Below are 24,260 nucleotides of genomic sequence, written 5' to 3' on the forward strand. Positions count from 1 at the left end.
AAGTCATGGATCCGCTTTCAGCAGCAATGAAAATCGCCGGTTCGGGGCTCGAGGCGCAGTCGACGCGTCTGCGCATCGTCTCGGAAAACATCGCGAACGCCCGTTCGACCGGCGACACGCCCGGCGCCGACCCCTATCGCCGCAAGACGATCACCTTCGGCCAGCAGATGGACCGCACGAGTGGCGTCGAAACCGTCAACGTTAAGAAGGTCGGCGTCGACGAAGGCGATTTCAGCACCGAATTCGACCCCAGCAATCCGGCTGCGAACGAAAAGGGTGTCGTCAAGCTGCCGAACGTCAACATTCTGGTCGAGATGGCCGACATGCGCGAAGCCAACCGCTCGTATGACGCCAACCTGCAGACCATCAAGCAGACCCGCGACCTCGTGTCGTCCACGATCGATCTTCTGAAGAGCCAATAATAAATGATCAGCAGCGTCCAGAATGTCAGCAATCTTTCGATGACCCGTGCGCTCGGCGCCGTCGACACCGAAAATTCCGCCTCGTCGTCCGCCGCCACCATGCCGGGCACCGCCGGTGCCACGAATGGCCTGAGCTTCGCCTCCGTCATGGGCAACATGGCGACCGACGCGGTCAACAGCCTGAAGGGCGCGGAAAGCATGTCCTTTGCCGGCATCAAGGGCACGGCGACGACGCGCGAAGTCGTCGATTCGATGCTCCAGGCCGAGCAGACGCTGCAGACCGCAATTGCCATCCGCGACAAGGTCGTCTCGGCCTTTCTCGAAGTCACCAAGATGCAGATGTAACTGATTTGAGGACGAACACATGAGAGCGCTCGCCATCGCAGCAACGGGCATGGATGCCCAGCAGACCAATCTGGAAGTTATCGCGAACAACATCGCGAACATCAATACGACGGGCTTCAAGCGTGCCCGCGCCGAGTTCACTGACCTTCTCTACCAGACCGAACGTGCCAAGGGCGTTGCCAACCGCGCTAACCAGGCCGTCGTTCCGGAAGGCGCCAATATCGGCCTCGGCGTCCAGACCTCGGCTGTGCGCAACCTGCATCTCCAGGGCGAACTGACCCAAACCGGCAACGACCTTGACGTGGCGCTGATCGGCAAGGGCTTCTTCCAGATCCAGTCGACCGATGGCACCACGCTCTATACCCGCGCCGGCGCCTTCAACAAGAACGACCAGGGGCAGCTCGTCACCACAGACGGCTATGAAGTCCTTCCGGGCATCACCATCCCGCAGGGCTCCACCGAACTGACGATCAGCCGCTCCGGCCAGGTGAGCGCCAAGCTGCCCGGCCAGACCGATCCGACCACACTCGGCCAACTGACGCTTGCCGACTTCGTCAACGAGGCGGGTCTCCAGCCGATCGGCGACAACCTCTTCCAGCAGACCCCGGCATCCGGCGACGCCGTCATCGGCAACCCTGATGAAGAAGGCTTCGCCTACATGAAGCAGGGTTACCTGGAATCCTCGAACGTCGACCCGGTGAAGGAAATCACCGAGCTGATATCGGCCCAGCGTGCTTACGAAATGAATTCCAAGGTGATCACCACCGCTGATGAAATGGCCTCCATCGTCAGCAAGAACCTGAAGTAAAGGGAAGGGCCGAAACATGATGTTTTGCCGGGCAGGACGCATCTCAGGATGGGTGGCGGCAGCCACGATCGCAATCGCGGGCATCATTTTGCCCGCGGGCGCGGATGCCGGCATGGGTTATGCCGTCGTCCCGACGACGATCATCTACCCCGGCGACACATTGTCGGGCAGCCAGCTTCAGGAGGTCGAGGTCACCAACCCTAACCTTGCCGGAGATTATGCCAAATCGATTTCGCAGGTCGAAGGCCTGGTCTCCAAGCGCACGCTGCTGCCGGGCCGCACAATTGAGGTTTCCGCCTTGCGCGAACCCTATACGGTGACGCGCGGCTCCTCGATCCGCCTGGTCTTCTCTCTTGGCCCAATGACGATCTCTGCCGCCGGCTCGCCGCTTGAAGACGGTGCGACGGGGCAGCTCATCCGCGCGCGCAATATGGATTCCGGTGTCATCGTCAGCGGCACGGTGCTTGCGGACGGCACGGTCCATGTGAGGGCAAAATGAAATTGTTCTTCCGTTTCTTAACCCTTGTCGCGGTTCTCGCCATGAGTTTGGTTGATGTCGCGCCCGCCTGGGCGCTGACGTCCCGCATCAAGGACATCGCTTCCCTTCAGGCTGGTCGCGACAACCAGCTGATCGGTTATGGTCTCATCGTTGGCCTGCAGGGGACCGGCGACGGCTTCCGTTCCTCGCCCTTCACCGAGCAGTCGATGCGGGCGATGCTGCAGAACCTCGGCATCTCGACCCAGGGCGGCCAATCCAACGCCAAGAATACGGCGGCGGTCATGGTCACCGCCAACCTGCCGCCTTTCGCAAGCCCCGGCAGCCGTATCGACGTCACCGTGAGCTCGCTCGGCGATGCGACGTCGCTGCGCGGCGGCACGCTCGTCATGACCTCGCTCTCCGGCGCCGACGGCCAGATCTATGCCGTCGCGCAGGGAGCCGCCATCGTTTCCGGTTTTCAGGCGCAGGGCCAGGCGGCGACCGTGACCGAAGGCGTGACCACCGCCGGCCGGGTGCCCGGCGGCGCGATCATCGAACGTGAACTGCCGTCTCGCTTCAAGGACTCGGTCAATCTCGTCCTGCAACTGCGCAATCCCGATTTCTCAACGGCGACCCGCATCGCCGACATCGTCAACGGCTATGCCTCGAAGCGTTTCGGCGGGCCGGTCGCCGAGGCGAAGGATTCGCAGGAGGTGGTGATCCAGAAGCCGCGCACGGCCGATCTCACCCGGCTGATGGCCGATATCGAAAATCTCATCGTCGAAACCGACACGCCGGCCAAGGTCGTCATCAACGAGCGAACCGGCACGATCGTCATCGGCTCGGACGTCCGCGTCTCGCCGGTCGCCGTCAGCTACGGCACCTTGACGGTCCAGGTCACCGAGACGCCGCAGATCATCCAGCCCGAACCCTTCTCGCAAGGCCGGACCGCGGTCCAGCCGCAGACCGATATCGCGGCCGAGCAGACCGGCGGGCGCGTCGCCATCATCGACGGTCCCGATCTCAGGACCCTCGTCGCCGGCCTCAACAATATCGGCGTGAAACCCGATGGCATCATCGCCATTCTCCAGGGCATCAAGTCGGCGGGCGCCCTGCAGGCGGAGCTTGTGCTGCAATGATGAAAATATTCAATCCTGATATGACGGTCCTGCAGCTGCTGCGCCGGCTGGCGCTGCCGGCAGCAGGCCTGGTCCTTCTGTCGATCCCCGGCGCCTTCGCGCAGGAGCATCCGGAAGGCGACATCACGTCCCAGGACGAGATCAAGCAGTTCTGCACCAATATCGCCGATCCCGCCCGCGACCAGCGTTATCTCCTGCAGAAGCAGGAGCTGGAAAAGCTTCGCGCCGACATCGACGCCCGCATGGCCGAGATGGACAAGCGCAAAGCCGAATACCAGGACTGGCTCAAGCGGCGTGACGATTTCCTGAAGCAGGCGGAAGCCGGCCTCACCGAAATCTACAAGAAGATGAAACCGGACGCGGCCGCAATCCAGCTGCAGGACATGAAGATCGAGGTGGCCTCCGCCGTGATCATGCGCCTCGGGCCGCGCCAGTCGAGCCTCATCCTCAACGAGATGGACCCGCAGAAAGCGGCGGCCATCGCCAGCGTCATCGCCAGTGCGTCCGATCCCAATACGTCGAAGGATCCTTCATGAACATGCGTTTCCCGGCCGCGATCGCCGCCCTCGCACTCCTTGCAGGCTGCCAGTCTCCGACGGCGGTCAGCGAGATCGGCCGCGCGCCCGCCATGAGCCCGATCGGCAGCGGCCTTGCCTACGGCCAGACGCCGCAGATGGCACTCTATCCGAAGCAGCCTCGCGCCGTGGCGCAGGGCTATTCGTTATGGAGCGATTCGCAGGCTGCTCTCTTCAAGGATGCGCGCGCTCTCAACGTCGGCGACATCCTGACGGTTGATATCCAGATCAACGACAAGGGATCCTTCGACAACGAAACCAACCGCAGCCGCAAGAATTCGAGCGGCATGAACTGGGATGTCAACGCCCAGATCTTCGGCTGGACGCCGCAGTCCAAGACGGATCTGACCTACGGCTCTGACACCAGCACCGACGGGAAGGGCAAGATCGAGCGCACTGACAAGCTTAACCTTCTGGTTGCCGCTGTTGTCACCGGCATTCTTGAAAACGGCAACCTGGTCATCTCGGGCTCACAGGAAGTGCGCCTGAACCAGGAACTGCGCATCCTGAACGTGGCCGGTATCGTTCGTCCGCAGGACGTCAACGCCGAGAACCAGATCTCCTACGACAAGATCGCCGAAGCCCGCATTTCCTACGGCGGCCGCGGCCGCCTGATGGAAGTGCAGCAGCCTCCGCGCGGCCAGCAGGCCGTCGATCTTTTCTCGCCGCTTTGAGGCTGAACGACGATGGCAGATCTAGACGCAGCCGCAGGTCAACCGAAGAAATCCGGCTCGCTGATGACCATCATCGGCATCGCGGTGCTGACGCTCGTCGGCGCCGGCGGAGGCTGGGCGGTCGGCACGATCGTCGCGCCCAGCATCAAGGGCGCCAAGGAGGCCGAGCAGGCCAAGGACGCCGAGGCAAAGAAGAAGGCCGAGGAAGGCCTGGCGCGTATCTCGACCAAGGAGAACAACGTCGTCCAGCTCGAGCCGATCACCTCGAACCTCGCCTATCCCTCGGAAAACTGGGTCCGACTCGAAGTCGCGCTGCTGTTCAACGGGCCGCCGGATGTCAAGATTTCCGAGGATATCCATCAGGATATCCTCGCCTATATCAGAACCGTTTCCCTTCAGCAGATCGAGGGGCCGCGGGGCTTTCAATATCTCAAGGATGACATACAGGAACGTGTTGACCTTCGCTCGCAAGGGCGGGTATCGAAGGTCATGTTCAGGACATTTGTCATCGAATGATTCGATTTATAGTTTTCCTTGCCGTCATGATGGCGGTACCGGAACTGGCGGTAGCCCAGCAGCTCCCGACCGATTTGTTGAACGTGCCGGTCGACGGCTCCGTCGCCGCCTGGATCATTCGCACCTTCGGCCTGCTGACCGTTCTTTCGGTCGCGCCGGGCATCCTGATCATGGTGACGAGTTTTCCTCGTTTCATCATCGCCTTCTCGATCCTGCGTTCGGGCATGGGCCTCTCCTCGACGCCCTCCAACATGATCCTCTTGTCGCTGTCGTTGTTCATGACCTTCTACGTCATGTCTCCGACCTTCGATCAGGCCTGGCAGAACGGCGTGCAGCCGCTACTTGCCAACCAGATCAACGAGACCGAAGCCGTCCAGCGTATCGCTGAACCCTTCCGTACCTTCATGTCGGCCAATACTCGCGACAAGGATCTCGCGCTCTTCGTCGATCTCGCGCGCGAACGCGGGCAGAAGATCCAGACGACCGATCCGATCGACTATCGCGTGCTGATCCCGGCCTTCATGATTTCCGAGATTCGCCGCGGCTTCGAGATCGGCTTTCTCGTGGTATTGCCGTTCCTCGTCATCGACCTTATCGTTGCCACCATCACCATGGCGATGGGCATGATGATGCTGCCGCCGACCTCGATCTCGCTGCCTTTCAAGATTCTCTTCTTCGTGCTGATCGACGGCTGGAACCTGCTCGTCGGCAGCCTGGTGCGCTCCTTCAGCTGACCGGCCGCGGTTCATATCTTCGCCAATGAGAAAACCCGCCGGATTGCTCCGGCGGGTTTTCGTGTAGGTTGGCGGGGTCACTCGGCCGCGAAGGGCTCCGTGCGCGGCGGCAGCGCCGCAATGTCCATATGGTCGGGTGCGAGACCCTGCTTGGCGCGCTCGGCCATGATTTCATAGGCCTGTTCCAGATGATGGCAGAAGCGCTCGGCGTCGAAGAGCGGCGCGATATAGCGCTTCTCTTTCAGATGCTCCTTGTACTCGGCGATGCGGCCGGGATTCTCAGCGAGCTCGACGGCCATATCCTCATAGGCTTGCAGGTCGTTCGCGACGAGATCGGGCAGGTCGATGGCCCTGAGCAGGCTCTCGCTGACGCGTGAGGCGAAGTTGGTGCCCTTGACGGTCAGGACCGGCAGGCCGCCCCAGAGCTGCTCCGAAGTGGTCGTGTGACCGTTGACGGGGAAGGTGTCGATGCCGAGGTCGGCTGCCTGCTGGCGGTCGATATGTTCCTCGTACTGCGCGCGTGGGCAGAAGATGATCCGCTTGCCGGAAATACCGGCCGCCTGGAACTGCTTCGAGAGGTTCGCCTGGTTTCGCGGTGAATTCGCCATCAACCAGAGCACGCTGTTCGGCGCCCGCTTGAGGATCCGGCACCAGCTGTCGATCGTTTCCGGCGTGATCTTGCGGTTGCCGTTGAACGAGGCGAAGATGAAGGCCTCTTCCGGCAGGCCAAGCTTTTCGCGCGTGACGGGACGGGGCTTCGGACGATGGGTCGGGTCGTTTGGCTGGTAGCTCTCCGGCAGCCGGCAGAATTTCTCGTGATAGAAAGGTTTGGCCACATCAGGCAGCACCGAATGGTCGCCGATGACGTAGTCGAGATCGATGTTGACAGTGCTGCCGGGAAAACCGAGCCAGCCGACGTGCACCGGTGCGAGCGGCATGTTAAAGGCCAATGCGCGGCTGCCCGAGGTATGGCCCTTCAGGTCGACCATGATGTCGATATTGTGTTCGCGGACCGCTTCCAGCGTCTCTTGGTCGGAGAAGCCGTCAACGATCACGATCTTGCCCCAACGGCTGCGATCGGTATCGTTATGCTTCAGGGATTCCGAACTGGTATGGCAGAAGAGCGTCACCTCGAACCGGTGCTTGTCGTGCAGTTCCAGGATGCGCTGCAAGAGCTTCATCGTCGCGTGACGATCCCAGAAGTCCGATGACATGTAGCCGATCCGTATTTTGTCCGACCAACTGTGCGGCTGGCTGCGGCGGAAGGCCACCCGTTCCCGGTTGAGGGGAGTGGTGCCGATCGTTGCATATCTGTTGTAATCCTCATTGCCGCACCAGTGCAGGTGATAGAACGGATTGTCCTTGCGTAGGACCTCGATATCGCCTTTCGCAAGCGCCTCGTCGATCACAACCTGATGCCTGGCTGCCTCCTCGAACTCGTTGAATTCGCGGGCGAAAACCAGATAGAGGAAGCGGACTGCATAATTGCCCGGAAAACGCTTGAAGAGGTTGCGCGCAAGCTTCTGGTTGGTTGCGTCGTTGAGATCGTCGCTGAGCAGCAGGGCTGCCAGGCGCATATGATCCGGATTGGAGCTCTGCGACAGCACCGTCTTGAACGGCCGGATGATATCCCGCTGCTGGCGCTTCAGATAGATCGCGGTGATGATGAAGGCGAGTTCCGCGTCTTCCTGCGCCTTGGCGAGGTTTCGCATGGCGATCAACAGCGCGTCGTCCTCGTTGCCGGCCTCGTAGTGCAGAATTGCAGCCTGTTTCTGGTATTCGTAGGCGTTCGGTCCCTCGCAATTGCCGGCCAGCCCATAGGCCTTCGCGGCATCGGCCTTGAAGCCGAGCTGCACGAGGTTCTTGGCCAGCAGAGCATAGGTCTTAGCGTCCTGCTGGATATCCATCAGCTGGTTGAGCGTCGCCAGGGACTGTGTGTAGCGGCCCATCTGGTAATCCTTGGACGCCGCAGAGAACGAAACTTTGCTGTTCAAAACCCAACTCCGTGAAGAAATGTTCCGGCATGACTATCAATCGCCGACGCGCCCATGGGTCGTCCTCCCTAAAAGCGGGCGGATCGGTCCGATGATGCTATCCCGGCGCCTGCCACATTGCCATTCGAAGCTTGCTTGAAACCGGTGGCTCGATGGACGCCTGCTCCCCGGGGAAGGCGCGCTTTTTCCGCCGAATTTGGGCCTAAGAAGGTGCATTCAGCAGACATTAACTATGCGTCGTGAGGAGGTATTAACTATGCAACGTGAGCGGCCGGCACGGGCTCGCACTTTTAAGAAGTTGGCAAGCATTGGCTGCGAGATTGCCCTGGACATGACGGGTTTGGGCCAAAACAAACAGGCGCCGAGTAGCATGAAGCTGGTCCGTCATCGCCGGTATCACAGTCCGGTATGTCCTCCTTTTTTGTATCTAGTTTCCAGGGGACAGACTTATGACAAGCATTAACACGAACACTTCCGCACAGGCCGCTCTCCAGACGCTGCGCAGCGTCAACCAGGGCCTCAACCAGACGCAGAACCACGTTTCTTCTGGTTACCGCGTTGAAAAGGCTTCTGACAACGCCGCTTACTGGTCGATCGCAACGACCATGCGTTCGGACAACAAGGCTCTTTCGGCCGTCTCCGACGCTCTCGGCATGGGCGCTGCCAAGGTCGATACCGCTTACACCGCCATGTCCAGCGCCATCGACGTCGTCGGTGACATCAAGGCCAAGCTGGTTGCCGCTACCGAAAACGGCGTCGACAAGGCGAAGGTTCAGGAAGAAATCGGTCAGCTGCAGCAGCAGCTCCTGAGCATCGCTCAGTCCGCTTCCTTCAACGGCGAAAACTGGGTTGCTGGCGCTTCCGGCACCAAGAGCGTGGTTTCCTCCTTCGTTCGCGATGGCTCCAACGCCGTTTCGGTCACCACGACCGACTATGCTCTCAACAACGGCGCCACGGGCAACGTTCTGTTCGGCATGAGCGGCGGCTCGGTCGACACGGCCTCGGGTATCCTCGGCTCCACGAGCGGTTCGAGCGGTTCGATCTACTCGATGAACATCACCACCTTCACTACCGGCCAGATCCAGACGGCTCTGACCAACGTTGAAACGGCGCTGAAGTCCATGACCAGTGCCGGCGCTGCTCTCGGTTCGCTCTCCAAGCGTATCGACAACCAGGATGACTTCGTCAACGCTCTGAGCGACTCGATCGACTCCGGTATCGGCCGTCTCGTTGACGCGAACATGGAAGAAGAATCCTCCAAGCTCAGCGCCCTGCAGACCCAGCAGCAACTGGCGATCCAGTCGCTGTCGATTGCGAACTCCTCTTCGCAGAACATCCTATCGCTGTTCCGCTAAGACCAGTCACTACAGGCTTCCAAGTTTCGCGGCCGGGTCGTCCCCGGCCGCGAAATGTTTTAAAATAAGGTTAATAGAAATCCATCTAAGCCTCAGATATTTTTACGTTATTTCAATTTCGAATTTAGCCTTCGTTAACCATCTTGCTGTTTTCTAGGCCCATCGAAACGGCGAGTTAACCCTAACAGAGATGGTTAACAGGCATGATGCTGATCGCTGTGGGCCGGCCGAAAATCCGGAATGTCCCTGTTTAAAATCTGCCAACAAGGGGCAAGCAAACTATGACGAGCATCAACACCAATAACGCTGCAATGGCAGCCCTCCAGACTCTCCGTGGCATCAACCAGGGTCTCCAGACGACTCAGGCTCACGTTTCTTCCGGTTATCGCGTCGGCAAAGCCTCTGACAACGCGGCTTACTGGTCGATCGCAACGACCATGCGTTCGGACAACAAGGCTCTCTCGGCCGTCTCTGACGCTCTCGGCCTCGGCGCCGCAAAGGTTGACACCGCTTACTCCGCCATGTCCAGCGCCATCGACGTTGTCGGTGACATCAAGGCCAAGCTGGTTGCCGCCACTGAAAACGGCGTCGACAAGGCCAAGGTGCAAGAAGAAATCGGCCAGCTGCAGCAGCAGCTCCTGAGCATCGCACAGTCGGCTTCCTTCTCCGGCGAAAACTGGGTTTCCGGCGCTAACGGCACGAAGAGCGTCGTTTCTACCTTCGTCCGTGATGGCTCCAACGCCGTTTCGGTCATGATGACCGACTACGTCCTCGACAACAGCGCCACGGGCAACGTCCTGTTCGGCATGAGCGGCGGCTCGGTCGATACCTCCTCGGGTATCCTCGGCTCCACGAGCGGTTCGAGCGGTTCCGTTTACTCGATGAACATCACCACCTACACGCTCGGCCAGATCCAGACGGCTCTGACCAATGTTGAAACGGCTCTGAAGTCCATGACCAGCGCCGGTGCTCAGCTCGGTTCGATTTCGAAGCGTATCGAGATGCAGGAAAACTTCGTCAACGCTCTCAGCGACTCGATCGACTCCGGTGTCGGTCGTCTCGTCGACGCCAACATGGAAGAAGAATCCTCCAAGCTCAGCGCGCTGCAAACCCAGCAGCAGCTGGCGGTCCAGTCGCTGTCGATTGCGAATTCCTCTTCGCAGACCATCCTCACGCTGTTCCGCGGCTAATAGCCCGCGTAAACATCAGCCCGCCGGCCTCCGGCAGGCATCCAGGAATAGAGCCGCGCTTCGATGGAGCGCGGCTTTTTTGTTTTCGTTAACTGTTGATTAACCATAATGCTGTCTTCTGCCGCTAACGAGACGGCGAGTTAACCAAATTTAAAAACCGGTTAACAGGCATGAGGCTGATTTCCCGTTCCCGGTAGCCTTCCGGAATGTCCCTTTTTCCCACCTGCCAATTAGGGGCAATCATTTCATGACCAGCATTTTGACGAACGTCGCGGCGATGGCCGCTCTTCAAACACTCCGCGGCATCAACAACAACCTCGAGGACACGCAGAACCGCGTATCGTCGGGTTACCGGGTCGAAAAGGCTTCCGACAACGCCGCTTACTGGTCGATCGCGACGACCATGCGCTCGGACAACAAGGCCCTCTCAGCGGTTTCGGACGCTCTCGGTCTTGGCGCCGCCAAGGTCGACACCGCTTACTCGGCCATGGACAGCGCCATCAACGTCATCAGTGAAATCAAGGCGAAGATCGTTGCCGCCACGGAAAAGGGTGTCGACAAGACCAAGATTCAGGAGGAAATCGGCCAGCTCCAGCAGCAGCTCCTGAGCATAGCCCAATCGGCCTCCTTCTCCGGTGAAAACTGGGTTGCCGGCCCTGACGGCACCAAGAGCGTCGTTTCGACCTTCGTCCGCGACGGCAACGGCAATGTCTCGGTCAAGACGACGGACTACGTCCTGAGCACAGGCTCGATGGGCAACGTCCTCTTCGGCATGACCTCGGTTGGCGCGATCGAGACGACCTCTGGCATCATCGGCACCTCCAACGGTACGATCGGCTCGATTTTCTCGATGAACATCAGCACCTTCGGTTCGCCTGAGATCTCCATGGCACTGACCTCGATCGAGGCTGGATTGGAGGCGATGACCAAGGCGGCATCGCAGCTCGGCTCGATTTCGACTCGCATCGAGCTCCAGGAAAATTTCGTCGGTTCGCTGAGCGACTCCATCGACTCGGGCGTGGGCCGCCTCGTCGATGCCAATATGGAAGAGGAATCCAGCAAGCTGACGGCGCTGCAAACGCAGCAGCAATTGGCCATCCAGTCGCTGTCGATTGCCAACTCTAGCGCGCAGAACATCCTCACGCTGTTCCGCAGCTAAATCGGGCGCTGAAGCTGGACCGAATCTTGCGCCTTCGTCCAGCAGCAACCGAAAGGCCTACCGGACCGCGCCCGAAACGGCGCGGTTCTTCTTTTTATATCAATGGCTTGATCGGTTCTGTGCTTGGCCGGCGGCACTCGCTCCTCCACTCTTGCCGAAAAGGTTGATATCGAGTTAACTTTGCCTTGAGTTGATTTGCTTTTTTGCGACGGCCGGTGGAAATCGCCGGAGGCATGACGCCACTTCAGTCGCCGCCGGCAATCCGGCCTGCCCTTTCACCTTTTCCGAGACCCTGTGATGACCGTTAAGATTACCAGCGCGGCCGCGGTGAATGCGCTTGCAGTGTTGCGCAGCATCAATAAAGAAGCCGGCCAGACCCAGCAGCAAGTTTCCTCGGGATATCGTATCGAGACGGCCGCCGACGATGCGTCCTACTGGTCGGTCGCGACCGTCATGCGTTCGGACAGCACCAATCTCGGCACCATTGGAGATGCGCTCGGCCTCGGCGCCGCCAAGGTGGATGCGACCTACACGGCGATGAACTCGGGGATCGATCTCCTTACCCAGATCCGCACCAAGCTCGTTTCAGCAAGAGAGCCTGGCACCGACAAGGACAAGATCAACGCCGAAATCAGCGAGCTCAAACAGCAGCTGCAGACGGTCGTCGAATCGACGTCCTTTGCGGGCGAGAACTGGCTGCTGAACGGTGACACCGCCGCGCCGCCGACATGGTCGGTCATCTCGGGCTTCGTGCGCGCTCCGACAGGCGAGTACCAGGCGCAGACGATCGATTTCCCATCGTCGCAAACCATCCTCGTCGACAAGAACAATGCCAGTGGCGGCCTGTTGACCAAATCGGTCGATGCCCAGGCGATCAACAAGAGCGGTACGGGCCCGCGCAACTATTACCTGCTGAACGCCAACTCGACCACGCCGGCGACGGGCACGGAGATTGCGATCGGCAAGAACACGACCGATACCCAGCTCTCGGATATGCTCGATGTGACCGACTCGCTGCTCTCTTCGCTGACGACGACGGCCGCTTCCATCGGCGTGATGAAAGCGCGTATCGACGATCAGATCGATTACACCGCCGATCTGTCGGATTCGATCGACAAGAGCGTCGGCGCCCTGGTCGATACAGACATGGACGAGGCTTCCATCCGCCAGAAGGCGATCGAGACCCAGAAGCAGATGGCCGTCGAAGCGATCTCGATCCTCAACACGGCATCGAGCAAGATCCTCATTCTGCTGGAATAAAGGTGGGCGCGATTGCGAGTGGCGGCGGCGCCATTCATCCTCGCGCAAGTTTGACTTCCTAGTTTCCGGCATGAAGGCATCGCCCGAATCCGTGCCGGCGCAAGGTCAAGTCCTTGCCCGTTTCGAAGGAGCATGCCGGAGCGCAGGTCGTTTTGAGCCGGGCGGGCATGCTGCATGCCCCCCGAATGCTGGATGGTTTTAATGAGCATTTCGCTTTCCCGGTATTTGAAGGATTTCGGTCAGCCGGAGCCACCGGCGCCGATGATCGACATCGATGACTTCCCCGGCGATGGCTTTCCCGAAATCCTGGCCGAACCAGCGATCGACGTCGAGGCGGAGCGCCGCGAAGCCTATGCGCAAGGCCATGCCGCGGCGACCGTCGAATTGAGCGAAAAATACGAACTCGAGGCGCGGACGCTGGCTGAGGTCCATGCGCGCGAGATCGAGGAGTTGAAGCTTCGTTACGAAGTCGAGGCCGCGGCGGTCATCGCATCCCGCATCCGTGATATCGCCGAAGAGGTCGCCGAGCTGGTCAGCGCCGGCGCGGCTGCGGTCATCGCGCCCGTCATGACCGAAGCGCTTGCCGTCAAAGCCACCGAAAGCCTCGCTGCTCTGCTGCGCGACGCCATCCTCGAGGGCGCGGCCGCACCGATCCTCGTCAAGGGGCCGGTGCGACTCTTCGACAGATTGAAGGCCGAGCTCGGCGAACACGCAGGAGCGGTTCGCCACATTGAGACCGACGATATCGATCTTGCCGTCGAAATCGCTGAATCCGTCATCGTCACCCGCATGTCTGCCTGGGCGGCCAGCTTGAAGAAAGTTCTCGAATGAGCGAAGGCGAAAACCATCACCACGGCAAGAACGAGATCATCATCGTCAAAAGGCATGGCGGCGGTGATCACGATGGCGCCCATGGCGGTGCGTGGAAAATTGCCTATGCCGACTTCATGACGGCGATGATGGCGTTCTTCCTTGTCATGTGGCTGGTCAATGCCGCCAACGAGGAGACCAAGGCGTCGGTGGCGACCTATTTCAATCCGATCAAGCTTTCCGACGAAAAGCCGACCGAGAAGGGCGTGAAGAAGCCCGTCGACAATGCGGAAGGCGAGGAGAAGAAAGACAAGTCGAAGCAGAAGGAAGAAAATCCGACCGAGGGCAAATCTGCGAAGGATGGTGACGACCAGACTTCGACCTCAGGCGACCACACCAATTATTCGGAAGCCGATTTCTTCGAGAACCCTTATTCGGTTCTCGCAGAGATCGCCCAGGAAGTCGGCCAGCAGGCCAATGTCAGCGCCAAAGGTGACGGCGGTGCCGCCGATTCCGGCCCGGCCACCGGTGCCGATGGCGGCGAGGCCTATCGCGATCCTTTCGATCCGGATTTCTGGACGAAGCAGGTCGAGGTCACGACGGCAGGCAAGTCGCAGGCCCCCGGCAAGAATGAGCAGCAGCTGGAAAGCGAAACGACCGAGATCGCCAAGGCAGAGAATGTGAAGCCCGAGGACATCAAGGCGGTGCCCGCGGAGCAGAAGACCGGCAAGGAAACCAAGGGCGCGGTCGAGGCCAAGGATGGCAAGGCGGCGAGCGGAAAGTCGCCTGACAAAGACAAAGCCGAAGCTCAGAAGGACTCCGATCATCAGAAGGATGCGGATAAGACCGAAGAGCAGCAGCAGAAAGAAGCCGAGCAGCTGCAGCAGCAGATCGCCCAACAGATCGGCGGCGTTGCCGGCAAGCTCGCCGAAGGCCTGACTGTGACGGCATCGGAAGGCGGCCTGCTGGTCAGCATCTCCGACCAGAACGACGATTCGATGTTCAATATCGGCTCCGCGGTGCCGCGCCAGGAGATGGTGCTCGCCATGGAAAAAATCGGCGCGATCCTGAAGGAGCGGGGTGGGGCAGTCGCCATTCGCGGTCATACGGACGGGCGCCCGTACAAGGGCGGGCAGAACGAGAACTGGCGGCTTTCGATGGACCGCGCCCAGAGCGCCTATTACATGCTTGTGCGTGGTGGGCTCGACGAGAAGCGTATCTCCCAGGTCTCCGGCTTCGCCGACCGCCGGCTGAAGCTGCCGTCCGACCCGTTCAACGCGGCCAATCGCCGGATCGAGATTCTGGTGCAGGCGGATCAAGGATAGTCGGATGGCGCGTCGGCAACATCGCTACGTCAGATTTGTGGCTCTCGGTATGGCGATGCTTTCGCCTGCCGCAGGCAATACGCAGGATCCGGACGACCTCGCGCCGTACAAGATGTTGCGGTCGCTGCAGTTCGTGCAGGATTCCGTCGTAACCGGCGATCATTCGGCCGGCGAGATGCAGCGCTTCATGCTGGGCACCATCGACGAGCGGTTGCGCACTGTCGATCCTTCGATCTTCGACGATGACCGCAATGTCGATGCGGCGCTGATCTATGCGATGAGCGGCGGCAATCCCCAGACGCTCGAATATCTGGTTGCCCACGACGTCAACGGCTATTTCGACAACCGCATCACCGATGTGCTGCGCAAATATCTGAGCGGCAAGGGTCTTCTCGTCGCAAAGACGCTGGAGGAAACGGCCAGCGAATATCGCGACAAGAAGATTGGCCCCTACCTTGCTCTGATCGGCGGCAACGTCCTGATCGCAACGAAGCCGACGGACGCGCTCGATCTCTACGACCAGGCCCGTCTCGCCGCCCCGGGCACGATCGTCGAGGAGGCGGCATTGCGCCGCTCCGTCGCCATTTGCCTAGACAAGGGCATGCTCGACAAGGGGATGGCCTATTCGCAGCGTTACATCAGACGCTTCTTGCATTCGCCCTATGCCGGCCAGTTCGCCGATCTCTTCGTCAAGCTCGTCGTCGGTCACGATCACGACGTGAAGCCGCAGGATGTGGCCGACATCCTGTCTTTCATGGACGCGCCGCGCCAGCGTGAGGTCTATCTGCGCATCGCGCGCGCGGCCGCAATCGCCGGCAAGCCGGAACTGGCGCGCATGGCGGTCCAACGCGTGCAGTCGCTCGGCGCGGGCACCGACAATGCCTTTGGCCCGCTCGCGGATTTCTATGGCGGCATGGCCGGCCTTCCCACGGAGAATATCGACCAGGCGGCGAAGAATGTCAGCGGCATCGACGGCAATGTGCTTTCGCCGCGGGATCAGGCGCTGCAGGAAGCGGCAAGATCCGTCGCCGACCAGATCTTGCGCGCCCCCGATCCGGCAAGCCTCACGCAAGCATCCAATCCTAACACTGATCATCAAGAAATCACTTCTGAAAAGGCTGCGGCGATAGCCATGCAACCGGGAGCGCCAGGCGCGCTTCCCGAGCCTGTTCCGGGAGGTGTGGCATCGGCTGGCCAAGGCCAGGATACCGACCCCTCATTCAACGCATTTGTGACGACCAATCGGTCCAAGCTCGACGAGATCGACGGTCTTCTGGCGCAAGAAGGCAATTAAAATGATGGATATGAGCGTCTCGGGCGGAGCCTCTGGTACGGAGGCAACCGCGGTTGCAAAATCCGCACGCCAGACTGGAAAGGGTGATGCCGCCGGTCAAAAGAACGAGTTCTTTGACGCGCTCGCCAAGGCGGGCGGCGCTGCGGCCAGCGACGAGGCCGATGACGCGCAGCCGGATCAGGGCGGGATTGTCGAAAACGGCGCCGAGAAGTCGGCGCGGGCGCTCCGCAGCCGTGCGAAACCGCTGATCGATCTCAGGGACGCCGCGTTGAAGGCGCAGGCAGATGCGCAGCCGGAAACCATCGCCGATGCCGAAAAAGGCGTCGCGAAGCCCGCAAAAAACCCGGCGAAAATGCCGGCCGATCTCGGTTTCGAGAAGCTTGATCCGAAGGACCGCTCTGCAGAAGAAGCCGCCCAGTCAGCCAAAAGCGTCAAGCACGCCAAACCAGATGCGTTGGAAAGCCATACCGACAAGGATGGCAGCGAAGACGATGACGGTGGGGTTTCCGATGTTCTCGGCCTGCTGAAGCAGGGGGGCGCCGACGGAACCGCGGCCTTGCCGGCAGCGGCGGCGGCCCATCAAGCCTCCGCCAAGACCGGTGAGGCCGGAACGGCCGACAAGAAGGTCGACGGCATCAATGCCAAGGCAGGCGGCAATGCGTCCGATGCTCTGGCGGCCGTCAGCGCCAATGCCGACGACCTCAGGGTGCCCGGAACGGAAAATGCCGACGCCGCCGATGGCAAGACGTTCAGGATCAGCCGCGCCGATGGCCGCGGCGTGTCGATGGACGTTCATATCGGTGCGGATGAAGCGGGGCCGAAGGACAGCTCGAAGAAGGCCGATGTCGAAAATGTCTCGGTGCTCGAATCGCGCCGCTATATCGGTCTTGCGCAGAACTCGAATTCCGCCGCCGTGACCGCCGCTCTCTCCGGCGATTCCGAATGGGCGCGCGCCATGGAGCCGAGCTCGGCGCTCTCCAACGCGGCGGAATGGACGAGCACCGGGAAGGTCGTCAATACGTTGAAGATCCAGATGAACCCGATCGACCTCGGCCTGGTAACGGCGACCATGCGCCTGTCGGGCGACGCGTTGAACGTCGACCTGAAGGTCGAAACCGGGGCGGCCTACCGTCAATTGAAGGAGGATCACGGCAAGATTCTCGAAGCGCTGCGCAGCCAGGGCTATGCGGTCGACAACGTCACCATCAGCATGGCGCCGGTCGAGCGTTCCGACGCCGGCAACCAGGCGGGAAGCCAGAACCAGACCTCCCAGCAGTCGCTCGCGCAGCAAGGACAGGGCGGCGAGGCGCGCGAGCGCCACAATCAGACGACGCAGCGGACGAATGGGGGCTTCAATGGCGCAGGCGAGACCGGTATTGAAGACGTTTCTGCTGGCCGGACTGGCAGCGGCAGCGCTGGCGGGGTTTACCTCTGAGGCATCAGCCTCCACCGGCGCCTGTGAACGCGAGATCCAGTCGGCGGCGGCCAAATACGGCATCCCGGAAGGCATCCTCTATTCGGTCGGTCTGACGGAAACCGGCCGGAAGGGCTCGCTTTATCCTTACGCCATGAATGTCGAAGGCAAGGCGATCTTTCCGCCCTCTCAGCAGGATGCGATGAGGCAGTTCGACATCGCCAGCAGAAGCGGCGCGAAGCTCATCGACATCGGATGCATGCAGATCAACCACTATTATCACGGCGAGAATTTCAGCTCCGCCGAGGATATGTTCGATCCGCATCGCAACGTGGAATATGCGGCGAAGTTCCTCCGCAACCTGCATGACCGTCATGAGACATGGACGATGGCGGTAGCCAGATACCATGCCGGCCCCAACAACGACCCCGCGCAGAAGCAATATGTCTGCCGCGTCATCGCCAATCTGGTCGCCACGGGCTACGGCAAGTGGACTCCTAATGCGAGTAACTTTTGTGGAAATTGATTCAATCAAAAATTGAGACGGGATATTGTGACGAAACTGTGTCATAATATGGCAAGAATTCGGCGCAATACGTTGGGCAAGTCATAATTAAGAGACCGTTAACTTTTCCACGAAATTTTTGTGTGGATATTCAGCAGTGGCCACTAGATGTAGATCAAATCGCCACCCAGGTCTTAATCAATTATTAATTTCTGCCATTAACTTTAACGAGTTGTCGCCGATTCGTGCGATTCGTACCCATAGATCATCGAAGTGCCACACTGATTCGGAGGCGGACGAATGATCGTAGTGGTTGATGAGCGTGAGCTCGTGAAAGATGGATACACATCTCTGTTTGGTCGAGAGGGCATTCCCTCCACCGGCTTTGATCCTGCGGAATTCGGCGAGTGGGTTCAGACCGCAGCGGATTCCGATATTGCTGCAGTCGAGGCCTTCCTGATCGGCCAGGGCCAGCGCAATTTCGAGCTGCCCCGGGCGATCCGGGATCGGTCGATGGCGCCGGTGATTGCGGTCAGCGATCAGCCCTCGCTCGAAAACACCCTTGCGCTTTTCGATTGCGGCGTCGACGACGTGGTGCGCAAGCCGGTTCATCCCCGCGAAATCCTCGCCAGGGCGGCCGCGATCCGGCGCCGGCTGAAGGCGATCGCCAACTACACCGATATCGGCGGAATCCGGGTCTTCTCGGATGGTCGCGACCCAGAGATCAACGGCGAAGTCTTCGCGCTTCCCCGGCGCGAGCGCCGCATCCTCGAATATCTGATCGCCAATCGCGGTCGCCGGGTCACCAAGACCCAGATCTTCAATGCCATCTACGGCATCTTCGATGAAGAGGTCGAGGAAAACGTCGTTGAAAGCCACATCTCGAAGCTGCGTAAGAAGCTGCGTAAGAAGCTCGGTGTCGATCCGGTCGATTCCAAGCGCTTCCTTGGTTACTGCATTGATTGGGCTTGATTTTCTCGGCCGGGTGGCGATGCCCGGCTGAACCTGGATATTTGGCCTCGCAGCTCGCCATGACAGACAGCTTCACGCAAGGCCCGACAAATACTCTCGATTTTAACAGGTAAAACGAGGTTTTCAGATGAGCATTTTCGGCAGCATGAAGACGGCAGTATCGGGGATGAACGCTCAGGCAAACCGTCTCAGCACCGTCGGCGACAACATTGCCAACGTGAACACCACCGGCTACAAGGCCGTGTCGACGAGCTTCTCGTCGCTCGTTCTGCCCTCCTCGGGCGGCAACTACAATTCCGGCGGCGTTCAGACTTCGGTCCGCCAGGCCGTTTCCGACCAGGGCGATATTTCCTACACCACCTCGAGCACCGACCTTGCGATCTCAGGCGACGGCTTCTTCATCGTTCAGGGTCCTGACGGTACGCCGGTCCTGACCCGCGCCGGCGACTTCACCAAGGACGACGAAGGCAACCTTGTCAATGCCGCCGGCTTCCAGCTGATGGGCTATTCGTACGGCTCGGGTGCTCCCGCCGTCGTCGTCAACGGCTTCGATGGGCTCGTTCCCGTCAACGTCAGCCAGGATGGCCTGACCGCTATTGCCTCCACGTCAGGTTTCTTCAAGGGCAACCTCGATTCCAACGCCAAGGTCGCTCCGGTCGCTCCCGCGACGCTGCCGAGCGCCAACCTCGCCACCACGACGACCGATACCAAGAAGGTCTCGATGGTCGCCTACGATCGCCTCGGCAACAAGGTGATGTACGACTTCTACTTCACGAAGACTGCAGTCGCGGCAGCGCCGCCGCCGGCGCCGCCCGCTACCGCAGCGACCTGGGAAGTGGCAATGTATCGCAACGCCAACGCGGCGACGGGCGGCACCACCTCCTTCCCCTACAGCGCCGGTGGCTCAGTCGGCAACGGAACGCTCACCTTCGACGCCAACGGCAAGATGACCTCGACCGGTGCCGTCACCATCAACGATGGGGTAACGGGCCAGGCGATCGCCATGGATTTCTCGGGCTTCACGCAGCTCGGCGCCGCCTTTTCCGGTACCGGTACGCCGAATGGTCAGGCGGCGACCCCGGTCCAGGACGTCACGATCGATGGCGACGGCATCGTCTATGCCAAATATGAGGACGGCAGCACCAAGCCGCTTTACCGCATTCCGCTCGCCAACGTCGCAAGCCCCGACAAGCTGACGCTGATGAGCGGCAACGTCTACAGCGCCAACGGCCAGTCTGGCGTCACCGTCACCGGTTTCCCGCAGACCAACGGCCTCGGCACGATCAAATCGGGCGCTCTCGAAGGTTCGAACGTCGACCTCGCCGGCGAACTGACCGAAATGATCGAAGCACAACGCAGCTATACCGCCAATTCAAAGGTCTTCCAGACGGGCTCGGACATCATGGACGTCCTCGTCAACCTCAAGAGATAAGTAGGGTAACGGGTAAGCCATGTCGCTCACATCCGCACTTAATACCGCGCAGAACATATTCAACAATACCGGCACGCAGAGCAGTGTCGTATCGAACAATATCTCGAATGCGGGCAACAAGGATTATGTGCGCCGGCAGGCGATGCTCACCACGTCCCTGAACGGCGCGCAGGTCGTCAAGATAGACCGGGCGCAGGAAGACGCCCTGCTGCGCCAGTATCTGAAGTCGTCCTCGCAGGACAGCGCCCAGCAGGCGCTGCTGAGCGGTCTCGGGGATCTCAAGTCGATCATGGGCGGCAACGACTATGAAACGGCGCCGTCCACCTATCTCGGTGTTTTCCAGCAAAAACTGCAGGCGTTCAGAACCTCGCCGGGCAGCACCGTCGCGGCTCAGGGCGCCATCACCGCCGCCCAGGACGTTGCCAACTCGCTGAACAACGCATCGAACTCCGTTCAGGACGTTCGCGCCTCCGCCGACAAGCAAATCGCTACGGCGGTCGACAGCCTGAATACGCTTCTCAGCCAGTTCGAGAAGGCCAACAATGCGGTGAAGACCGCGACGGCCTCGGGCGCGGATGCATCGAGCGCTCTCGATGAGCGTGAGAAGGCCCTCAAGCAGATTTCGCAGATCGTCGGCGTCAACACGACGACACGCGACAACAACGACATGGTGCTGAGCACCTCTGACGGGACGATCCTCTTCGAGACGGTCTCGCGCAAGGTAACGTTCCAGGCCAAGGATGTCTACAACGCCAACATCGCCGGCAATTCGGTCTATGTCGACGGCGTGGCGCTTCCGCGCGGCAGCGGATCGACGACCACAGGGCAAGGGAGCCTTCAGTCTCTCCTCCAGATCCGCGACGAGATCGCTCCCAATTTCCAGAAGCAGCTCGACGAAATCGCCCGCGGCCTGGTCTCGCTCTTCAAGGAACAGAACACGGCAGCTGGTCCGGCCTATGTGCCCGGCCTCTTCACCTGGGGCGGCGGCACGGTCGATACCGGTGCCACTGCCGTTGCCGGCATGGCGGCGACGATCAGTGTCAGCAGTCGCGTGATCACCTCGCAGGGCGGCGATCCGATGCGCCTGCGCGATGGTGGCGTCAACGCCACAGGTCTCGTCGCGAATCCGACCGGCCTCAGCGGCTACACGAATGAGCTTGATCGCCTATATACAGCGATGGGCTCCGATATCGATTTCGATCCGGCGGCGGGACCCGCAGTTGGTTTCGACAACTCGACGGGCATCGATTCGAACGTCAGCATCATGGAATATGCGACCAATTCCTTGGGTTGGCTCGAGCAGTACCGCAGCAACGCCACGACGGCGGCGGAGAATACCTCGGCGGCGCTGTCGCGTTCCGACGAGGCCTATTCCAACGAGACGGGCGTCAACCTCGACGAGGAACTGACCCTGCTTCTCGACATCGAGCAGTCCTACAAGGCGGCGACCAAGATCCTGAACGCCGTTGATGAAATGTTGAAGTCATTGCTGGATATTGCGAGTTAAGCCATGAAGAGCTCATTTATTTCAAGTTCGGCCATCCAGAATGCAATGCGGTTGACGATCCGTCAGGCGCAGAACCAGATGACGAAGGCGTCGACGGAAGCGACGACGGGAGTCTATGCGGATATCGGTGTCTCCCTCGGCGGCAACGCTGCCAGGAGCGTGGACTTCAGTCGTGAGGTCGACAGGATAGATTCGATCAAATCAAGCAATTCGCTGGTCAACGCGCGCATGGAATCCTCGCAGCTCGGCCTCTCCAAGATGAAGGACGTCGGCGACGGTCTCGTTTCGAAGCTGACGGCGCTTCAGGGCAGCCGCGATCCAGGCAGCATCACCGTCGCCATCCAGTCGGCGACCAGCGCCCTGTCCACCATGATGGATACGGCCAACACCATGGTGAACGGCGAATATCTCTTCTCCGGCATCAACACGGATGTACAGCCGCTGACCGACAAGACGGCTGCGACGAGCGCGGCGATCGTTACGGCGCTGAACACATATGCGACGGGTCTTGGCAAGCCGGTCAACCAGTTGACCGGCGCTGAAATGGACACTTTCATCACCACGCAGGTCGAGCCGATGTTCAGTCAGGCCAACTGGACCAACCCGGCGACCGGCTGGTCGCAGGCGTCGAACCAGAACATGACGAGCCGCATCAGCAACTCGGAAGTGATCGAATCCTCGACCAACGCCAATTCCGAAGGCATGCGTTATTTCGCTCTCGCCTCGGTCATGACCTCGGCGTTGCTCGGGCAGAATCTCAGCACCGACGCGATGGGCAAGGTCTCCAGCAAGGCAATCAGCTATACGACGAAGGCGACCACCGGCCTGGTCACCCAGGCAAGCCAGCTCGGCCTTTCGCAGGAGCGCGTCAAGAAGTCCAACGACGCTCTCGATGCTCAGTCTAACATCATCAAGAACAAGCTCGTCGATCTCCAGGGCGTCGACCCCTATGAAGCTTCGACCCTCGTCAAGACTTTGGAAACGCAGCTTGAAACCGCCTACACGATCGTTTCGAAGATCCAGCAGTTGAGTCTCGTAAACTACCTTTGATGAGCAAAGGCGCGCAATATAAAGAAGGATGCATGAATGTATCAGTTCTCATATGCCGAAGTCATGCAAGACTCGGTGGCCGACGCGAAAGAGCGGGAATGGCAGGTTCTTGACCGGTCCATAGACCTGCTGTCGTTGGCGCGCGACAAGGAAAAATACGGCCGGGAAGCCATTGAAGCCCTGTTTTATACGCGCCGGGTCTGGATCAGCTTCATCGAGGATCTGAAAAATCCCGACAATCAGCTGGAGATCGAGCTCAGGGCCAACCTCATCTCGATCGCGATCTGGATACTGAAGGAATGCGACAGGATCAGAAAACGTCTGTCTAACAACTACCAGGGCATCATCGACGTTACCACCATCATCAGGGATGGACTTAAATGAAAAGTACACTTCGCATTTCTCTGAAAGCCGGAGAAAGAATCTTCATCAACGGCGCCGTCCTGCGCGTCGACCGCAAGGTCGCGCTGGAATTCCTGAATGATGTGACGTTCCTTCTCGAAAATCACGTGCTCCAGCCGGAAGGCGCCACGACGCCGCTCCGCCAGCTCTATTTCATCGCGCAGATGATCCTCATCAACCCCGAGGGCAAGGACCACTCGACGGCGATGTTCCGCAAGTCGATCACCATGCTGCTCACCTGCTTCAAGAACGAAGAGATCCTCGCGGAACTGAAGCGCATCGATGCACTCGTCTCGACCGGCCGCGCCTTCGACGCGCTCAAGGCCATTCGCGGCCTCTACGCGATCGAAGACAATATCCTCAACAACCACGAACTGCCGCCGACGATGGTCGAGCAAATTCGCAGGGAGATCGCACCATGGCGGTAGATGCAACGTCGAAGGTGAACACTTCCACAGCCTCGACTGATATGACGAATACGGCTCAGAAGAAGGCGACGCTGAACTACGACAACTTTCTTCAGCTGCTCATCGCGCAGATGAAGAACCAGGACCCGACCGATCCGATGAAGGCGAGCGAGCAGGTGGCGCAGCTTGCGACCTTCTCGCAGGTCGAGCAGACGGTCCAGACCAATACCAAGCTGGACACCCTTCTGGCAAGCTCGAGCCTCACCCAGGCCAGCAGCTATGTCGGCAAATACATGGAAAGCGCCGATGGCACCGTCAAAGGCGTCATCGATTCCGTCAAGGTTTATTCCGACGGCATCATTGCGACGACCGAGAATGGCGGTAAGATACTCGTGCAGGCGGGAATCACCGTTGCCGACAAGGCTCCAAGCGGCAGCTCCTGATGCAACCCGCGCCGTGCGCCGGTTTGATGCCAACAATCGCGGCCTTGCCA

The 24,260-nt window shown here is 60.0% G+C and carries 26 protein-coding genes; 25 read left to right on the forward strand and 1 reads right to left on the reverse strand.

Translation table 11 applies throughout. From position 1 onward, the window contains the following. The first annotated feature begins 5 nt into the window (after window positions 1-5). From flgC to fliP, 9 genes are read left to right on the forward strand one after another with little or no spacing between them, the layout of a single operon-like run. Window positions 6-422 (forward strand): flagellar basal body rod protein FlgC, encoded by a 417-nt coding sequence (flgC, locus tag EFQ99_RS06325; RefSeq protein ID WP_126919903.1) that lies wholly within the window; start codon window positions 6-8, stop codon window positions 420-422. A 3-nt stretch (window positions 423-425) separates the two neighbouring features. Continuing rightward, the gene (gene fliE / locus EFQ99_RS06330) at window positions 426-767 is read left to right on the forward strand and encodes a flagellar hook-basal body complex protein FliE (RefSeq protein WP_126919905.1); all 342 of its coding nucleotides are present in this window, start codon (window positions 426-428) and stop codon (window positions 765-767) included. Window positions 768-786: 19 nt separating this feature from the next. Further along, the gene (flgG, locus tag EFQ99_RS06335) at window positions 787-1,575 is read left to right on the forward strand and encodes a flagellar basal-body rod protein FlgG (RefSeq protein WP_126919907.1); all 789 of its coding nucleotides are present in this window, start codon (window positions 787-789) and stop codon (window positions 1,573-1,575) included. A gap of 16 nt (window positions 1,576-1,591) precedes the next feature. Next, complete coding sequence (gene flgA, locus EFQ99_RS06340; protein ID WP_126919909.1) at window positions 1,592-2,074, forward strand: flagellar basal body P-ring formation chaperone FlgA; 483 nt, start codon at window positions 1,592-1,594, stop codon at window positions 2,072-2,074. Next, the gene (locus tag EFQ99_RS06345) at window positions 2,071-3,192 is read left to right on the forward strand and encodes a flagellar basal body P-ring protein FlgI (protein ID WP_126919911.1); all 1,122 of its coding nucleotides are present in this window, start codon (window positions 2,071-2,073) and stop codon (window positions 3,190-3,192) included. The genes flgA and EFQ99_RS06345 overlap by 4 nt, the downstream gene beginning before the upstream one ends. Next, on the forward strand, window positions 3,189-3,728 hold the full coding sequence (locus tag EFQ99_RS06350; RefSeq protein ID WP_008523723.1) for a MotE family protein: 540 nt from the start codon (window positions 3,189-3,191) through the stop codon (window positions 3,726-3,728). Before EFQ99_RS06345 ends, EFQ99_RS06350 begins: the two co-directional genes overlap by 4 nt. Continuing rightward, window positions 3,725-4,441 carry a flagellar basal body L-ring protein FlgH gene (flgH, locus tag EFQ99_RS06355; protein ID WP_126919913.1) on the forward strand — a complete coding sequence of 239 codons (717 nt, stop codon included), beginning with the start codon at window positions 3,725-3,727 and terminating at the stop codon, window positions 4,439-4,441. The genes EFQ99_RS06350 and flgH overlap by 4 nt, the downstream gene beginning before the upstream one ends. Before the next feature lie 12 nt (window positions 4,442-4,453). Beyond that, the gene (locus tag EFQ99_RS06360; protein WP_126919915.1) at window positions 4,454-4,957 is read left to right on the forward strand and encodes a flagellar basal body-associated FliL family protein; all 504 of its coding nucleotides are present in this window, start codon (window positions 4,454-4,456) and stop codon (window positions 4,955-4,957) included. Continuing rightward, window positions 4,954-5,691, forward strand: a complete 738-nt coding sequence (fliP, locus tag EFQ99_RS06365; protein ID WP_126919916.1) for a flagellar type III secretion system pore protein FliP — start codon at window positions 4,954-4,956, stop codon at window positions 5,689-5,691. The genes EFQ99_RS06360 and fliP overlap by 4 nt, the downstream gene beginning before the upstream one ends. A gap of 77 nt (window positions 5,692-5,768) precedes the next feature. Here fliP and EFQ99_RS06370 read toward each other — a convergent pair whose 3' ends face one another. Continuing rightward, window positions 5,769-7,685: an O-linked N-acetylglucosamine transferase, SPINDLY family protein gene (locus EFQ99_RS06370; RefSeq protein WP_126919918.1), complete on the reverse strand. Its 1,917-nt coding sequence runs from the start codon at window positions 7,683-7,685 to the stop codon at window positions 5,769-5,771. Window positions 7,686-8,134: 449 nt separating this feature from the next. Between EFQ99_RS06370 and EFQ99_RS06375 the strand changes: the two genes are divergently transcribed. The 16 genes from EFQ99_RS06375 to flgD all read left to right on the forward strand — a co-directional run bounded on the left by EFQ99_RS06375 (window position 8,135) and on the right by flgD (window position 24,210). Beyond that, complete coding sequence (locus tag EFQ99_RS06375; protein ID WP_126919920.1) at window positions 8,135-9,040, forward strand: flagellin N-terminal helical domain-containing protein; 906 nt, start codon at window positions 8,135-8,137, stop codon at window positions 9,038-9,040. Window positions 9,041-9,321: 281 nt separating this feature from the next. Then, window positions 9,322-10,230: a flagellin N-terminal helical domain-containing protein gene (locus EFQ99_RS06380; protein ID WP_126919922.1), complete on the forward strand. Its 909-nt coding sequence runs from the start codon at window positions 9,322-9,324 to the stop codon at window positions 10,228-10,230. A 247-nt stretch (window positions 10,231-10,477) separates the two neighbouring features. Beyond that, window positions 10,478-11,389: a flagellin N-terminal helical domain-containing protein gene (locus tag EFQ99_RS06385; RefSeq protein ID WP_126919924.1), complete on the forward strand. Its 912-nt coding sequence runs from the start codon at window positions 10,478-10,480 to the stop codon at window positions 11,387-11,389. A 297-nt stretch (window positions 11,390-11,686) separates the two neighbouring features. Further along, on the forward strand, window positions 11,687-12,649 hold the full coding sequence (locus tag EFQ99_RS06390; RefSeq protein ID WP_126919926.1) for a flagellin N-terminal helical domain-containing protein: 963 nt from the start codon (window positions 11,687-11,689) through the stop codon (window positions 12,647-12,649). A gap of 201 nt (window positions 12,650-12,850) precedes the next feature. Continuing rightward, window positions 12,851-13,480, forward strand: a complete 630-nt coding sequence (locus tag EFQ99_RS06395; protein WP_126919928.1) for a hypothetical protein — start codon at window positions 12,851-12,853, stop codon at window positions 13,478-13,480. Then, complete coding sequence (locus tag EFQ99_RS06400) at window positions 13,477-14,784, forward strand: MotB family protein (RefSeq protein WP_126919930.1); 1,308 nt, start codon at window positions 13,477-13,479, stop codon at window positions 14,782-14,784. Before EFQ99_RS06395 ends, EFQ99_RS06400 begins: the two co-directional genes overlap by 4 nt. Before the next feature lie 4 nt (window positions 14,785-14,788). Beyond that, window positions 14,789-16,078, forward strand: coding sequence for a chemotaxis protein MotC (motC, locus tag EFQ99_RS06405; RefSeq protein ID WP_126919932.1), 1,290 nt, complete (start codon window positions 14,789-14,791; stop codon window positions 16,076-16,078). Between the two features lies 1 nt (window position 16,079). Continuing rightward, on the forward strand, window positions 16,080-17,513 hold the full coding sequence (gene fliK / locus EFQ99_RS06410) for a flagellar hook-length control protein FliK (RefSeq protein ID WP_126919934.1): 1,434 nt from the start codon (window positions 16,080-16,082) through the stop codon (window positions 17,511-17,513). Beyond that, on the forward strand, window positions 17,455-18,018 hold the full coding sequence (locus tag EFQ99_RS06415; RefSeq protein ID WP_126919936.1) for a lytic transglycosylase domain-containing protein: 564 nt from the start codon (window positions 17,455-17,457) through the stop codon (window positions 18,016-18,018). The genes fliK and EFQ99_RS06415 overlap by 59 nt, the downstream gene beginning before the upstream one ends. Before the next feature lie 279 nt (window positions 18,019-18,297). After that, window positions 18,298-18,969, forward strand: coding sequence for a transcriptional activator Rem (gene rem, locus EFQ99_RS06420; RefSeq protein WP_126919938.1), 672 nt, complete (start codon window positions 18,298-18,300; stop codon window positions 18,967-18,969). Window positions 18,970-19,096: 127 nt separating this feature from the next. After that, entirely contained in the window at window positions 19,097-20,401 is a 1,305-nt protein-coding gene (locus EFQ99_RS06425) for a flagellar hook protein FlgE (RefSeq protein ID WP_126919940.1), read from the forward strand. Window positions 20,402-20,420: 19 nt separating this feature from the next. After that, window positions 20,421-21,908 (forward strand): flagellar hook-associated protein FlgK, encoded by a 1,488-nt coding sequence (gene flgK / locus EFQ99_RS06430; protein ID WP_126919942.1) that lies wholly within the window; start codon window positions 20,421-20,423, stop codon window positions 21,906-21,908. A 3-nt stretch (window positions 21,909-21,911) separates the two neighbouring features. Further along, window positions 21,912-22,958, forward strand: a complete 1,047-nt coding sequence (locus EFQ99_RS06435; protein WP_126919944.1) for a flagellar hook-associated family protein — start codon at window positions 21,912-21,914, stop codon at window positions 22,956-22,958. 36 nt (window positions 22,959-22,994) lie between these two features. Then, window positions 22,995-23,342: a flagellar biosynthesis regulator FlaF gene (gene flaF / locus EFQ99_RS06440; RefSeq protein ID WP_125842599.1), complete on the forward strand. Its 348-nt coding sequence runs from the start codon at window positions 22,995-22,997 to the stop codon at window positions 23,340-23,342. Next, complete coding sequence (flbT, locus tag EFQ99_RS06445) at window positions 23,339-23,788, forward strand: flagellar biosynthesis repressor FlbT (protein ID WP_012482697.1); 450 nt, start codon at window positions 23,339-23,341, stop codon at window positions 23,786-23,788. Before flaF ends, flbT begins: the two co-directional genes overlap by 4 nt. Beyond that, window positions 23,779-24,210, forward strand: coding sequence for a flagellar hook assembly protein FlgD (gene flgD / locus EFQ99_RS06450; RefSeq protein ID WP_126919946.1), 432 nt, complete (start codon window positions 23,779-23,781; stop codon window positions 24,208-24,210). The genes flbT and flgD overlap by 10 nt, the downstream gene beginning before the upstream one ends. Window positions 24,211-24,260 lie beyond the last annotated feature (50 nt).

Origin of the sequence: Rhizobium vallis, assembly GCF_003985155.1 — a bacterium.
GTDB classification, from domain to species: domain Bacteria; phylum Pseudomonadota; class Alphaproteobacteria; order Rhizobiales; family Rhizobiaceae; genus Rhizobium; species Rhizobium vallis.